This is a genomic window from Shewanella insulae (genome assembly GCF_009831655.1).
Taxonomy (GTDB): Bacteria; Pseudomonadota; Gammaproteobacteria; order Enterobacterales; family Shewanellaceae; genus Shewanella; species Shewanella insulae.
Window position 1 is genome coordinate 1 of sequence record NZ_WRPA01000024.1, and the last position, 13,893, is coordinate 13,893.

The 13,893-nt window shown below is 57.2% G+C and carries 10 protein-coding genes and 1 riboswitch; of the genes, 9 read left to right on the forward strand and 1 reads right to left on the reverse strand.

The window, feature by feature from the left end; translation table 11 throughout:
- The first annotated feature begins 307 nt into the window (after nucleotides 1–307).
- A complete protein-coding gene (locus GNT65_RS18750; protein WP_160798724.1) occupies nucleotides 308–1,180 on the forward strand; it encodes a hypothetical protein in 873 nt (290 codons plus the stop codon).
- 409 nt (nucleotides 1,181–1,589) lie between these two features.
- On the opposite strand, the gene metH is transcribed toward GNT65_RS18750, so the two are convergent.
- The gene (gene metH, locus GNT65_RS18755; protein ID WP_160798725.1) at nucleotides 1,590–5,312 is read right to left on the reverse strand and encodes a methionine synthase; all 3,723 of its coding nucleotides are present in this window, start codon (nucleotides 5,310–5,312) and stop codon (nucleotides 1,590–1,592) included.
- 345 nt (nucleotides 5,313–5,657) lie between these two features.
- On the opposite strand from metH, the gene GNT65_RS18760 reads away from it, so the two are divergent.
- The 8 genes from GNT65_RS18760 (at nucleotide 5,658) to cobO (ending at nucleotide 13,427) form a co-directional block, all read left to right on the forward strand.
- On the forward strand, nucleotides 5,658–6,269 hold the full coding sequence (locus tag GNT65_RS18760) for a histidine phosphatase family protein (protein WP_160798726.1): 612 nt from the start codon (nucleotides 5,658–5,660) through the stop codon (nucleotides 6,267–6,269).
- An 83-nt stretch (nucleotides 6,270–6,352) separates the two neighbouring features.
- Nucleotides 6,353–6,531, forward strand: a riboswitch (cobalamin riboswitch).
- 103 nt (nucleotides 6,532–6,634) lie between these two features.
- Entirely contained in the window at nucleotides 6,635–7,603 is a 969-nt protein-coding gene (locus GNT65_RS18765) for an ABC transporter ATP-binding protein (protein WP_160798727.1), read from the forward strand.
- Nucleotides 7,590–8,633 carry a FecCD family ABC transporter permease gene (locus tag GNT65_RS18770; protein ID WP_160798728.1) on the forward strand — a complete coding sequence of 348 codons (1,044 nt, stop codon included), beginning with the start codon at nucleotides 7,590–7,592 and terminating at the stop codon, nucleotides 8,631–8,633. The genes GNT65_RS18765 and GNT65_RS18770 overlap by 14 nt, the downstream gene beginning before the upstream one ends.
- A gap of 137 nt (nucleotides 8,634–8,770) precedes the next feature.
- Complete coding sequence (gene cobT / locus GNT65_RS18775) at nucleotides 8,771–9,799, forward strand: nicotinate-nucleotide--dimethylbenzimidazole phosphoribosyltransferase (RefSeq protein WP_160798729.1); 1,029 nt, start codon at nucleotides 8,771–8,773, stop codon at nucleotides 9,797–9,799.
- A gap of 42 nt (nucleotides 9,800–9,841) precedes the next feature.
- The gene (locus GNT65_RS18780) at nucleotides 9,842–10,609 is read left to right on the forward strand and encodes an adenosylcobinamide-GDP ribazoletransferase (RefSeq protein WP_160798730.1); all 768 of its coding nucleotides are present in this window, start codon (nucleotides 9,842–9,844) and stop codon (nucleotides 10,607–10,609) included.
- Entirely contained in the window at nucleotides 10,606–11,154 is a 549-nt protein-coding gene (gene cobU / locus GNT65_RS18785) for a bifunctional adenosylcobinamide kinase/adenosylcobinamide-phosphate guanylyltransferase (RefSeq protein WP_160798731.1), read from the forward strand. The genes GNT65_RS18780 and cobU overlap by 4 nt, the downstream gene beginning before the upstream one ends.
- A 12-nt stretch (nucleotides 11,155–11,166) precedes the next feature.
- A complete protein-coding gene (locus GNT65_RS18790; protein ID WP_160798732.1) occupies nucleotides 11,167–12,780 on the forward strand; it encodes a cobyric acid synthase in 1,614 nt (537 codons plus the stop codon).
- 17 nt (nucleotides 12,781–12,797) lie between these two features.
- On the forward strand, nucleotides 12,798–13,427 hold the full coding sequence (gene cobO / locus GNT65_RS18795) for a cob(I)yrinic acid a,c-diamide adenosyltransferase (RefSeq protein WP_160798733.1): 630 nt from the start codon (nucleotides 12,798–12,800) through the stop codon (nucleotides 13,425–13,427).
- Nucleotides 13,428–13,893: the final 466 nt, after the last annotated feature.

Sequence of the window (13,893 nt, forward strand, 5' to 3'; positions counted from 1 at the left end):
CCCACTTGTTACCGGTCTCTCGTAAGAGGAGCCGCCATTCAATCGAGCTACTGCATAAAGACCCTCAACGGCCATTGAGGGTGGGCCTCCAATTTACCCTAAAATGGAACAGGATTAACCATACAAGAAGATTAGAGGCGTTGAGCGTTATAAAAAAATACATGAAATTATTCATTCTAGAGTTGCTATTAGAAACATCCTTCAGCGAGACATGTTCAATCCCAGTGAACCTCTCAATCAAAGAAAGGATAGGTTAAAGGTTTTAATACATGATCTGCATCTTAATGTTGATAAAATAGGCGCCACTTTGGATGATAGAATTGATGTTATTGTATCTACATTAAATAAATCAACTAACCGAGAATTTGAATGTCTTAGTGCTGCGGGTTTCAAAGAGCTCTATGTAACACTGCAAACTCATTTTCCTGATTTTGAATCTCTACTGAGAATAGAGTTTGAACTGGAAGAGTCAGAGGATATTGATACGGAAAAGTTGAGGGCTTTAAGTATTACACCTGTTGATATCCTTTATTTACTGAGTAATGAGCAAGTAAAGGTAGTGCGAGACAAAATGTCGTTGTCAAAAAGGGGAAATCCAAGGCAACTGATCTTGGAGTCCTTCGCTAATGCAAATGAGAAATTGATAGAGAATTATCCAGCTCTTGCTCGAAGAGATTTGGCAGCATTAAGAAAAGCCGCGATTGATATTTCTGAAGCAGAGGTTGGAGTAAAATTTGAAGAAATAACTAAGGAAATTTTTGAACACTTAAACTTAATTGTTGATGAAGATGTGAGGAAATCAATTAATACAGCTAAGGATAAAGCCGATATAGTTATATCTTTAAGTGATGATGATGTCATTGTTGGGGAGGCTAAGACATTTAAAAATGGCGATTTTGCTAAATATTCAACAACATCAAGGCAGGTCAAGTCATATGTGAATCGCTGTGAAAATCAAGGTAAAAGAGTTGCACAGGTATTAATTATAGCCCCTAGTTTTTCTCAGGATTTTGTTGAAAGTGCGGAAATGGATACAGAAATTAATATCTCACTATTGGAAGCTGAAGGGTTAAAAATGATTTATGATGCTTACAGATCTCGTCGCAATCCCAAATTCTCGGCAAAGTTATTAACCAAAGGTGGCTTATTAAAGGCAGAGTTGATTGCAAAAAATATCTAGGTGTTGGATTTTTAATGCTGGATTGGTAATTTTTGTAAGTTGCAACTATTCATCTCAATGAGGGTTAAAGCTACAGTAATTCCCCATCGAAGTTGCCGAAATATGGAGATGAAAATGCCGTGTGGCCATCATGGATGATGGGCAAGGCTCGGAGGGACAGGAGTCCCATCCGAGTCGTTAGGCGATTTTCATTGGAGTATGAGGACAAACAACTTCGTCGGGGGCGGCAGGGGAGATGCAAGAGGGGGATTGCTGTTGATCCCCCTCTTGTTCGGGTGTGGGTTGAAGACCCACTACTTACCTCGGCCGCAAGGCCGTATGGGTTAGTGAGGTGAAGCCTCAGTACTAATGTTCAAACGAAGTTTGGGTAATCAAAGGAGTCAAGGTGATGACTCCAGATCACTTCCCGTTACACATCATAATCAAGTACCGGTGCCAACCACCGCTCTGTCTCCTCCACACTCATTCCCTTACGCTTGGCGTAATCCTCCACCTGATCCCGGCCGATATTGGTCACACCGAAGTAGCGTGACTGCGGGTGGGCGAAGTACCAGCCGGAGACGGCGGCGGTGGGGAACATGGCGTAGCTCTCGGTGATGTTTAGATCTATGGTCTCGTCGGGCTTTAGCAGCTCCCACAGCAGGCCTTTCTCTGTGTGATCCGGGCAGGCAGGGTAGCCGGGGGCCGGACGTATGCCTTTGTATTTCTCACGGATCAGCGCCTCGTTATCCAGGTTCTCATCGGCGGCGTAGCCCCAGAACTCCTTACGTACCCGCTCGTGCATCCGCTCGGCGAAGGCCTCGGCCAGTCGGTCGGCCAGACACTTAAGCATGATGGCGTTGTAATCGTCGTGGTTGGCTTCGAAGCGGGCCACATGCTCGTCGATGCCGTGGCCGGCGGTGACGGCGAAGCCGCCCATGTAATCGGCAACGCCCGAGTCTTTCGGCGCGACGAAGTCGGCGAGACAGAAGTTGTCGTTGCCCACACGTTCTATCTGCATCCGCAGATGGTGAGTGGTCATCTCGACCTGGCTGCGGCTCTCGTCTGTGTAGATCTCGATATCATCATAATTGACCGTGTTGGCCGGGAAGAGGCCGATGACCGCCTTGGCGTTAAGCCACTTCTCTTCGATTATGGTTTTGAGCATCGCCTTGGCATCTTGATAGAGCTTGCGCGCCTCTTCACCCACCACCTCGTCGTCGAGGATCTTGGGGAAGTGGCCGTGCAGTTCCCAGCTGCGGAAAAACGGCGTCCAGTCGATGCGATCGACCAGGTCTTCCAGCGGATAGTCGTCAAACACCTGTCTGCCCAATTGATTCGGCACGAAAGGCGTATGGGCGTTCCAGTCTTGCTGGCAGCGGTTTTCCCGTGCGGCCTCGAGGGAGACGATCTGCTTGCGCTTAGCCTGTGAATTGCGTTTGTCGCGCATCACCCGGTATTCCTCGTAGGCGGCATCTATGGTCGCCTGACGGGTCTCCTTGTTGATCAGCTTAGCCACCATGGGCACGGCGCGCGAGGCGTCGGCAATATAGATGGCGCCTTCGGGGGCGTGGGGGGCTATCTTCACCGCAGTGTGTATCTTGGAGCAGGTGGCGCCGCCTATGATGGAGGGGATATTCAGCCCCGCCTTGTGGAAGGCTTTGACGTTGTGCACCATCTCATCCAGGCTCGGGGTGATAAGCCCCGACATGCCGATGATATCTACCTTCTCCGCCTTGGCGACCTCTATGATCTTCTCGACCGGCACCATGACGCCGAGATCCACCACCTCGTAGCCGTTACAGGCCAGCACTACACCGACGATATTCTTGCCTATGTCGTGCACGTCACCCTTGACCGTGACCATGAGGATCTTGCCGTTGGACTCGCCCTCGAACTTTTCCGCCTCTATGTAGGGATTGAGGTAGGCCACCGCCTTCTTCATCACCCGCGCCGATTTCACCACCTGGGGCAGGAACATCTTGCCCGAACCAAACAGATCGCCGACCACGTTCATGCCATCCATCAGCGGGCCTTCGATCACATCAAGCGGACGGCTGGCCAGCTGGCGGGCTTCTTCGGTGTCCTGGTCGATAAACTCTGTGATCCCCTTGACTAGGGCGTGTTCAAGCCGCTTATTGACCGGCCAGCTGCGCCACTCGAGATCTTCCTTCTTGGCGCCCGTGGCACCGTCACCGCGGTACTGCTCGGCGATCTCCAGCAGCTGTTCTGTGTTGTTTGAATCTTTAACCGGGCAGGGCAGGTTCTGCACCACGGCCTCCACTCTGGCCTTCAGCTCGGGATCGATATCATCATAGATCGCCAGCTGACCGGCGTTGACTATGCCCATGTCCATCCCCGCCTGGATGGCGTGATAGAGGAACACGGCGTGGATCGCCTCGCGCACCGGGTTGTTGCCGCGGAAGGAGAAGGAGACGTTGGATACCCCGCCGGAGATCATCGCATGGGGCAGGGTGCGTTTGATCTCGCGGGTCGCCTCGATGAAGTCCACCGCATAGTTGTCGTGCTCGTCGATGCCGGTGGCGATAGCGAAGATGTTGGGGTCGAAGATGATATCTTCCGGCGGGAAGCCCACCTTATCCACCAATATCCGATAGGCGCGGGTACAGATCTCTACCTTGCGCGCCATGGTATCGGCCTGACCCACCTCGTCGAAGGCCATGATGATGGCTGCGGCGCCGTAGCGCTTTACCAGGGTGGCCTGCTCGATAAACTTGTCTTCACCCTCCTTGAGGGAGATGGAGTTCACCACGCCCTTGCCCTGGATGCACTTGAGGCCAGCCTCGATCACCTCCCACTTTGAGGAGTCGATCATGATGGGTACCCGGCTGATGTCGGGCTCGGAGGCGATAAGGTTGAGGAACTTCTGCATCACCTCGACGCCGTCCAGCATCCCCTCATCCATGTTGATGTCGATGATCTGGGCGCCGTTCTCCACCTGATCCCTGGCCACCGACAGCGCCTCTTCATATTCACCCGTCTTGATAAGGCGTAGAAATTTGGCCGAGCCGGTCACGTTGGTGCGCTCGCCCACGTTCACAAATAACGAGTCGGCGTCTATGGTCAGCGGCTCAAGGCCTGAGAGGCGACAGGCCACAGGCAGAGCCGGCAACTTGCGGGCGCCGTGCTTGATGACGGCGGCGCGGATCGCCTTGATATGTTCCGGCGTGGTGCCGCAGCAGCCGCCGATGATGTTGAGCAAGCCTTCCTCGGCCCAGGGGCCGATCACCTCGGCCATCTGCTCCGGGGTCTCGTCATAACCGCCAAACTCGTTGGGCAGCCCGGCGTTGGGGTGCGCCGATACATAGCATTCGGCGATCTTCGACAGCTCCTCCACATAGGGGCGCAGCTCCTGTGGCCCTAGGGCGCAGTTGAGGCCGATGGAGAGCGGCTTCACGTGGCGCAGCGAGTTGTAGAAGGCCTCTGTGGTCTGGCCCGTCAGGGTGCGGCCCGAGGCATCGGTAATGGTGCCCGAGATCATCACGGGCAGACGCTGGCCCAGCTGGTCGAATAGGGTCTCGATGGCAAACAGCGCCGCCTTGGCGTTGAGGGTATCGAAGATGGTCTCCACCATGATGATGTCGGCGCCGCCTTCGATAAGGGCCTGGGTCGACTCCAGATAGGCTTCTACAAGGTCGTCGAAATGGATATTACGATAGCCAGGATCGTTCACATCCGGGCTGATGGAGCAGGTGCGGTTGGTGGGGCCCAGTACCCCTGCCACATAGCATTGACGGCCTGTCTCGGCGGCCACCTCGTCACAGGCGGCGCGGGCCAGTCGAGCGCCCCCTAGGTTGATCTCCCGCGACAGCGACTGCATCTCATAGTCGGCCATGGCTACCTGGGTAGCGTTGAAGGTGTTGGTCTCTATGATATCGGCGCCCGCCAGCAGGTAATCCTTGTGGATCTGCTTGATAAGCTCGGGTTGGGTCAGCACCAGCAGGTCGTTGTTACCCTTGAGATCGCAGGGCCACTGTTTGAAGCGCTCGCCGCGAAAGTCGGCCTCCTCCAGTTTGTGGTTCTGGATCATGGTGCCCATGGCGCCGTCGAGGATCAAAATTTCCTTATTGAGCCGCGCGCGGATCGCGTCGTTGATCTGTTTTACGTTTCGAACAGGGGATTGGGTCGCCATAACTTTTACCTACTTCAACTGACCTATTGCCTAAACTGCTGCGTCTATCGATTTGACGTGCTATTTTTATTTTGGATGTATAAACGTATAGACGTCTATACTAATCGACTTATAATACTCAGGGCAAGTCAAAAGAGTATAGCCTTTGGCTTCGAGGGAGAATGGCCGCTAAGCTGTATTTTCATGGCAAAAGGCACTTCCCTTGGTCGTGGATGAATCTGAAAGTTTTTCAAGGCCTTATTTATCTTTCATTGCCAAGGGTCTTAATTATCTTTCATTGCCAAGAATGGCTGCCAGAGAGTATCCTGCTAACCATATAGATTTTAAAGGTTTAATGCTGCGCTTATGACGCAAACGACACTCTATTTGATGCGCCACGGCGAATGTGAAGGTGGCAACCTGCTGCGTGGTCATAGCGATCAACCCCTTACCGAGATAGGCTTCGCCCAGATGCAGCTGGCCTATGCCAAGTTGCCCGAGACGGTGGACAGGGTGATCAGCTCGCCGCTCAAGCGTTGCCGTGTGTTTGCCGAGCACCTCACCACTAAGAGTCAGGTGAAGGTGGCCTTAGATGCTGGGCTAAAGGAGATCTACTTTGGCCTTTGGGATGGTCAGCCTATCCCTGAGCTGCACGCCGATCACGGCGAGGAGCTGAGTGCCTATTGGCGAGATCCCTGGGCTAATCCGCTGCCCGAGGGGGAGCCCATGGCTGATTTCGAGCGACGTGTCGACGAGGTGGTCGAGCAGCTGGTGCACCAGCATAGTGGCGAGGCCTTGTTACTGATCACCCACGGCGGGGTAATACGCCACCTGATGTCCAAGGCCCTGGGAGTGGAGCGCGCCGTGGGCTTCTATACCAGGCTGAGCCTGGACTACGCCAGTGTGGTCAAGATCAGTCACTATCGCGACAAGACGGGAGAGGGTTACTGGCGCCTGCATTGGCACGACGCACAGTAATTGATTTGCCCTGAAGTGTTAGTTCCAGTCGCTGCCCGGCTTGCCAGGGGGGCGAAATTTAGCATAATAACCAAGCGCGGGGACAGCCCGCGCCGGGAGTATGGTGTCGAGATCGCCTAGGCGATAACTCGGACTTAATAGGGAATTGGGGAAGGCCCAGCGCCGCTAGCCCAAGCTGTGCCCGCAACTGTGAGTGTGCCGCCAGGTCGAAGTCGACCGGTTTGCCACGAGCCAGGATACCTGCCTACTCTCTAACCACTATCTCAAGCGGGTGACTTGAGGGAGCCATTAGATGAAGAATACCTCGGGGCCTAATCTGGCCCAAGGGCGAGGCGCCTCGGCGTCGCTCCCTGGAGGGCGCTAAGTTGAGCGCCCCTAATCAGCAAGTGCAAACAGAATCACTCCAGGCTCACGGCGTCAGTGAAGGCGCAAACCTAGATGTAGCTGTCGGCGATGGCGCCTGCGCACGCCCGGCCCTGTCGGTGCGGGAGCTCAGCTGGCGCTGCGGCGAGCGCGCCATCCTCTCAGAAGTCAAACTGGATCTGCCCGAGGGCAAGATGCTGGGGATCATAGGCCCCAACGGCGCCGGCAAGTCTAGCCTGCTGCGCTGTCTCTATCGTTTTCTCACCCCTAGCAGCGGCGAGATCCAGCTGTTTGGTCAGCCTATCGCCAGCCTGAGCGCCAGGGCCTTTGCCCGCGAGGTGGCCGTGGTGCTGCAAGACACGCCCCAGCATTTCGACATGACCACGGCCCAGCTGGTGGCATTGGGGCTCACCCCACACAAGGCCGCCTTCTCCATGACCACTAAGGCCGACCGCCTGGCGGTGAGTCAGGCCCTGGAGACAGTGGGACTCAAGGATCGCGCCGGTCAGACCTACGCCTCACTGTCCGGGGGGGAGAAGCAGCGCGCGCTGATTGCCCGCGCCATAGTGCAGCAGCCCAAGCTGTTGATCCTCGATGAGCCCACCAATCACTTGGATATCCGTTATCAAATCCAGATCCTCGAGCTGCTCAAGGCCCTGGGGGTGACTGTGGTGATCTCCATCCATGACCTCAATCTTGCCAGCGCCCTGTGCGATCAGCTGTTGCTGCTGGATCAGGGCAAGGCGGTGGCGCAAGGGAGCCCAAAGCAGGTGCTGAGCGAGGTGCAGATCGCCAGGGTGTTCGGCGTCTGTTGTCAGGTATCGCCCCATCCACAGCACGGCAACCCGCAGATTAACTATTTCTATGGTTACCACAATCATCTTCAAAATAGCGGTAAGAATGATCGTCATAGCGAGCCTCAAGGTGAGCAGCCCTTAGAGGCGAAGGAGGCTAACCATGGTGAGCGCTAGTCTGAGTCAGGGAAGAGGTTATAGTCCGCTGCAACAGTTGGCCTTAGCCTGCCTTGGGCTGTTGACCCTGGCGACTCCTGTGCTGGCGGTGAGCTTCGGCGCGGCGCAGATAGGCGTGGCCGAGGTGCTCGAGGTGCTGCTTGCCAAGCTGAGCGGCGCCGATCCCGGCGGCGTGACCGCAAGAATATTGATCGAGCTGCGCCTGCCGCGCATCCTGCTGGCCTTTATCGCCGGTTTCGGCCTGGCCCTGGCGGGCGCCGTGTTGCAGACGGTGACCCGTAATCCCCTGGCCGACCCTTATCTGTTTGGTATCTCCTCGGGCGCCTCTCTGGGGGCCGTGGTGGTGATCACCCTGCTGGGCGGCGTCGGTGGCGTGCTCGCCAGTGTCGGCCTGCCGCTCGGGGCCTTTATCGGCGCCAGCCTGGCGGTGCTCATGGTGCTGGCTCTGTGCGGACGGGATCTGAACACCCAGATAGAGCGCATGTTGCTCTCCGGGGTGGCGATCTCCTTCCTGTTCGGTGCGCTGGCCAGCCTGATGCTCTATTTCTCCGGGCCGCAATCGGCCGCCTCTGTGTTGTTCTGGAGCCTGGGCAGCTTTGCCAAGGCGAGCTGGCAGATGCTCTGGCTGCCCTGGCTACTGGTGTTGGTGGCGAGCGCCATCTTGCTGCTACTTAAGCGACAGATCCTCGCCATTCAGGCGGGGGATGAGACAGCCCACACCTTAGGGATTCGAGTGCAGCGTCTGCGTCTCGTCAGCCTGCTGCTCTGCTCGCTGATCACCGCAGTGCTGGTGGCCAACTGCGGCGGCATAGGCTTCGTCGGCCTGATGGTGCCCCACATGGTGCGCCTATTGCTGCCCGGGCGCTTTGCCCTGCTGCTGACGGCCCTGGTGGGCGGCCTGTTTATGATCTGGGTGGATGTGCTGGCGCGCTGCCTGCTCAGCTATCAGGAGCTGCCGGTGGGGATCATCACGGCTGTGATAGGCAGCCTCTTCTTCCTGTTTATCCTGGGTGGCAAGCGCAGTAACTAGCCTAGGTTCCCTATGCATCGAAGGAGAGGAGTATCGAAGGAGAGGGCATTGAAGGAAAAGCGTATTGAACTATGCATGCAAAGAAGGTGTGGATTGAAATGAATCGAGAATGAGGGCGAGCGATATGAGGTACCAGTATGTTTGAAGTCACTGAGGTAAGTAGCGAGTTCGATGCCAAGATCCAGCAGAAGATAGACGCTAAGACCAAGCCACTGGGCGCCCTCGGCGCCCTCGAGACCCTGGCGATGACTATCGCCCGGGTGCTGGGCCCAGACGAGCCGCAGATAACAAATCCAACCCTCTTGGTGTTTGCCGGGGATCATGGCATCGCCGCCTCTGGCGTCTCCATTGCCCCTAGAGAGGTGACCACTCAGATGGTGATGAATTTCCTCAAGGGCGGCGCGGCCATCAACCTCTTCTGTGCCCAGGGGGGGATCACCATGGAGGTGATCGATTGCGGCATCGCCCAGGAGATCCATGATCAGCCCAAGCTTATCAACCATAGGCTGGGGGCCGGCACAGGTGCGATTCATCGCGAGCCCGCCATGACATTGGGGGCGGTCAAGCAGGGCTTCGCCATGGCCAGGGAGCGGGTGACGCTGCATCACAGCCGCGGCTGTAACCTAATAGCCTTCGGTGAGATGGGCATAGGCAACACCAGCTCGGCGGCGGCCATCATGGCGGCGCTGATGGGGCGTGAGGCGGCCGAATGTGTCGGTCGGGGCACAGGCATAGATGCCGCCACACTGGCACGCAAACAGCTGCTGGTGGAGCAGGCGTTGCATCTGCACCGAGAGCAGCTGGATAACCCCTATGGGGTGCTGGCCTGCCTGGGGGGCTTCGAGATAGTGCAGATGACGGGCGCCATACTGGCGGCGGCAGAGCTGAAGATGCTGGTGCTGATCGACGGCTTCATCGCCACGGCGGCGGCCCTGGCGGCGGTGACCATTGCGCCCCACGCCCGGGACTATATGATCTTCGCCCACGAGTCCGGCGAGCGGGGACACAGGCTAATGCTGGAGCATCTCGATGCCCAGCCGCTCCTATCCCTCGGGATGCGTCTCGGTGAGGGAACCGGGGCGGCCCTGGCGGTACCACTGGTGCAGGCGGCGGCCAAGTTTTACAACGAGATGGCCTCCCTCGAAGAGATGGGCATTTCGATTTAGCGGCAATAGCAATCTAAGGAACCAAAAGGGAAAAGCGCGAAGATGTTTGCCAGAGAGTTAAACCTGTTTTTTATCGCCATGGGCTTCTTTACCCGGATCCCCATGCCGACCTGGGTGAGGGTCGACAATGAGCGGCTCAATCAGGCCAGCCGTTACTTCGCCCTGGTTGGCGTGGTCGTGGGGGGCCTCTGTGCCCTGGTCTATAGCCTGGCGATTCAGCTGCTGCCCATCAGCGTCGCCATCTTGCTCGCCATGGTGACCGGGCTGCTGCTTACCGGTGGCTTCCACGAGGATGGCCTGGCGGATACCGCCGATGGATTCGGTGGTGGCTGGCAGGTGCAGGATAAGCTCACCATAATGAAAGACTCGCGCGTCGGCACCTATGGTGTGCTCGCCCTGGTGATGAGCCTGCTGTTTAAGTTTGTGCTGCTCAGTGAGATAGCCCTGTTCGATGGCGATCTCGTGATGGCAGCCTTGGTGGTGGGCCACTGCCTGAGCCGCTTAGTGGCAGCCTCACTCATCTTCACCGAGACCTATGTGCGCGATGACGACAGCAGCAAGAGCAAGCCCCTGGCCCAGTCGCAGACCCCCAACGAGCTAGGCATTTTGCTGCTGACCGGCGTCCTCGTCCTCTGGGTCAGCGGTATCGCCTCGGCACTCTCCCTCTGCCTGGTGTTGCTGGCGGCCCGCCAGCTGCTGGTATGCAGTTATCGACGTCAGATCGGCGGCTACACAGGCGATGTGCTGGGGGCGACCCAGCAGGTGATCGAGCTGCTCTGTTACCTGTTTATCCTGGTGATCAGCCTATGATGCACCTGGTGTTGGGCGGCGCCCGCAGCGGTAAGTCTCGCCACGGTCTTTCCCTGGTGGCCGATTATGTGGCCAGGGGCTATGAGTGCCTGTTTGTGGCCACCGCCCAGGGGCTGGATGAGGAGATGCGCGCCCGCATCGCCCGTCACCGGGAAGAGCGCCGTGATGACGGTTTACCCTGGCAGACCCTGGAGTGTCCGCTACACTTGAGTGCCTGTATCGAAACTCACGCCAGGGATAAACGGGTGATCTTAGTCGATTGCCTTACCCTCTGGCTCACCAATCAGCTACTCGAGGGCGATGGCTGGCCGACCGCCAAGGCGGCGCTGCTGAGCGCCCTGGAAACCGCGCCAGGAGCTGTCGTGCTGATCAGCAATGAGGTGGGCTGCGGCGTGGTACCGGCCAACCCCTTGAGTCGCCGCTTCGTCGACGAGGCGGGCTGGCTGCATCAGGCGATCGCTCAGCGAGCCCAGCAGGTGGTCTTGGTCACCGCCGGTCTGCCGCTGATCCTCAAGGATGAGACGAGCCAGGGCGCCAGGGAATAGGAAGCAAAGCCAATGACAGCAGATAACTTAAGTAATCAGAGCAAGCCAAGCAACCAGAGCAAGCAAAGCATCCAGGCCAAGCAGGGCAACGGCAATCAAGAGGCGAGTGGCAATATCTTGATGGTGCAGGGCACTACATCGGATGCGGGCAAGAGCACCCTGGTGGCGGGCCTGTGCCGCTACTTTGCCCGTCAGGGGCGCAGGGTGGCGCCCTTCAAGCCGCAAAACATGGCGCTCAACAGCGCCGTGACTCTTGACGGCGGTGAGATAGGCCGCGCCCAGGCGCTGCAGGCCGAGGCCTGTTACCTTGCGCCCCACACAGACTTTAATCCCATACTGCTTAAACCCAACTCGGACACCAGCTCCCAGGTGATAGTGCAGGGTAAGGCCCTGTCCCACATGGAGGCCCAGACCTATTTTGGCAAAGACAGCCAGGGTTATCGCACCAAGGCGATGGCGGCGGTACTGGACTCGCTGTCACGCCTGGAGCGGCAGTATGAGCTGATCCTGGTGGAAGGGGCGGGTAGCCCGGCGGAGATCAACCTGCGGGAGGGGGATATCGCCAACATGGGCTTCGCCGAGGCGGTAGATTGCCCGGTGATCCTGATCGCCGACATCGACAAGGGCGGGGTATTCGCTCATATCGTCGGCACCCTGGCGCTGCTGTCAGCTTCCGAGCAGGCCAGAGTCAGAGGCGTGGTGATCAATCGTTTTCGCGGTGACATCTCCCTGCTACAACCTGGCCTAGACTGGCTCGAGGCCAAGATAGACAAGCCAGTGCTGGGCGTCTTGCCCTACCTTAATGATCTGCGCCTGGAGGCCGAGGATGCCCTGGATGCCCGGCAGGTGAGCACTGACAACGCCCGCTTTCGGGTGTTGGTGCTGGTTTTTCCCCGCATCAGTAATCACACGGATTTCGATCCCCTCAGGCTGCATCCGGATATCGACTTTCGCTATCAGCAGGTAAACGAGGCCTTCGAGGGGCAGGCAATTGATGCCGATCTCATCATATTGCCCGGCAGCAAGAGCGTGCGGCAGGACCTGGCCACCATGGTCGCACAGGGCTGGGATCGCGCGCTCAAGCGGCACCTGAGATATGGCGGCAAGGTGATCGGTATCTGCGGTGGCTATCAGATGTTGGGATTGGCCATCGAAGATCCCCAAGGGGTCGAGGGCGAGGCTGGCGACAGCGATGGCCTGGGGCTGCTGCCCATAGTCACAGAGCTGACCTCAAATAAGCGTCTGGCTCAGGTTAAAGGCACGATAAAGCTGGCGGGCGAGAGCGCAAGCATCGCTGGCTATGAGATCCACTGTGGTCGCTCCAAGGTGTTATCGAAGGCGACCAAGCCCCTTGTCCTAGAGAGTGACGAGGGCAATCGGTTTAACGAGGGCTGTCTGTCCAATGATGGGCAGATATTTGGCAGCTATCTGCATGGTCTGTTCGACAGCCCAGAGGCCTGTGCGCTACTCCTTGGCTGGGCCGGGCTTAGCAGTGCGGCCACGGTCGATCCCGAGGCGATCAAGCAGGCACAGTTAGATCGCCTGGCCGATACCCTGGCCGAGCATCTGGATATGGCGAGGCTGGGCGCCATCATCACCGAGATGCCCCCAAAGGCACACAAATAATAATTAAAGGAGACAAGATGAGCGCTGACAAGCAGGCGGAAAACCAGGCGGAAAATCATAAGGCCGAGCGGCATAAGGCGCGCCAGCAGAAGGTGAAGGAGGCGGTGGACGCCAAGATCGCCAAGGCTCAAGCGGAGAAGGGCGTGCTGCTGGTGATGACGGGTAACGGCAAGGGCAAGACCACGGCGGGATTTGGCAACATCACCCGCGCCGTGGGTCATGGCAAGAAGGCCGCCGTGGTGCAGTTTATCAAGGGCAACTGGCCCTGCGGCGAGCGCGCCGTGCTGGAGAAGGTGGGGGTCGAGTTTCATGTGATGGCCACCGGCTTTACCTGGGAGACCCAGGACAGAGAGAAGGATACCCAGGCGGCGCTGAGTGCCTGGGAGGCGGCCGAGACCCTGCTGAGCGACGACTCCATAGATATAGTGCTGCTGGATGAGCTGACCTACATGGTGAGCTATCACTATCTGGATCTGGACAGAGTGTTGACCGCGCTGAATAACCGTCCGCCCATGCAGCATGTGATTGTCACGGGGCGTGCCTGTCACAGGGCGATTCTGGAGCTGGCGGATACCGTGAGTGAGGTGCAGCCCATAAAACATGCATTTGAGGATGGCGTTAAAGCCCAGCTAGGCTTCGACTACTAAAAATTGCTATTGCAGAGCTCAATTGCGGCGTTGCGTCCTCATTCACGGCTCGGCTTTGACTATTAATTTCTGCCTGTTTGCTCCTGTGGCGGTATTGTCTGCGCCGGCTCACCCAATCACATACTCATGTATGCTCATGGGCTGAGCCAGCTTGACGGCTTAGCCACAGAAGCAAACAGTTTGAAATGGGCGAGTGGATTTTCTTCGAGCTCACCACGGTGGCGTTATTGTCTTCATTTCTCCTGCCAATCACATACTTATGTATGCTCATGTCAGTAGAAAATCGACGGCTTAGCCACCGTGGCGATCTCTGTGAAAAAATGAAGTGAGTGAAATGGGCGAGTGAATTTTATTCGAGCTCACTACGGTGGCGTTATTGTCTTCATTTCTCCTGCCAATCACATACTTATGTATGCTCATGTCAGTAGAAAATCGACGGCTTAGCCACCGCGGCGATCTCTGTGAA

Bases quoted from the DNA above. Each gene is read 5' to 3' on its own strand.
- metH (WP_160798725.1), bottom strand. From the start codon at position 5,312: ATGGCGACCCAATCCCCTGTTCGAAACGTAAAACAGATCAACGACGCG.
- GNT65_RS18760 (WP_160798726.1), top strand. From the start codon at position 5,658: ATGACGCAAACGACACTCTATTTGATGCGCCACGGCGAATGTGAAGGT.
- GNT65_RS18770 (WP_160798728.1), top strand. From the start codon at position 7,590: ATGGTGAGCGCTAGTCTGAGTCAGGGAAGAGGTTATAGTCCGCTGCAA.
- cobT (WP_160798729.1), top strand. From the start codon at position 8,771: ATGTTTGAAGTCACTGAGGTAAGTAGCGAGTTCGATGCCAAGATCCAG.
- GNT65_RS18780 (WP_160798730.1), top strand. From the start codon at position 9,842: ATGTTTGCCAGAGAGTTAAACCTGTTTTTTATCGCCATGGGCTTCTTT.
- cobU (WP_160798731.1), top strand. From the start codon at position 10,606: ATGATGCACCTGGTGTTGGGCGGCGCCCGCAGCGGTAAGTCTCGCCAC.
- GNT65_RS18790 (WP_160798732.1), top strand. From the start codon at position 11,167: ATGACAGCAGATAACTTAAGTAATCAGAGCAAGCCAAGCAACCAGAGC.
- cobO (WP_160798733.1), top strand. From the start codon at position 12,798: ATGAGCGCTGACAAGCAGGCGGAAAACCAGGCGGAAAATCATAAGGCC.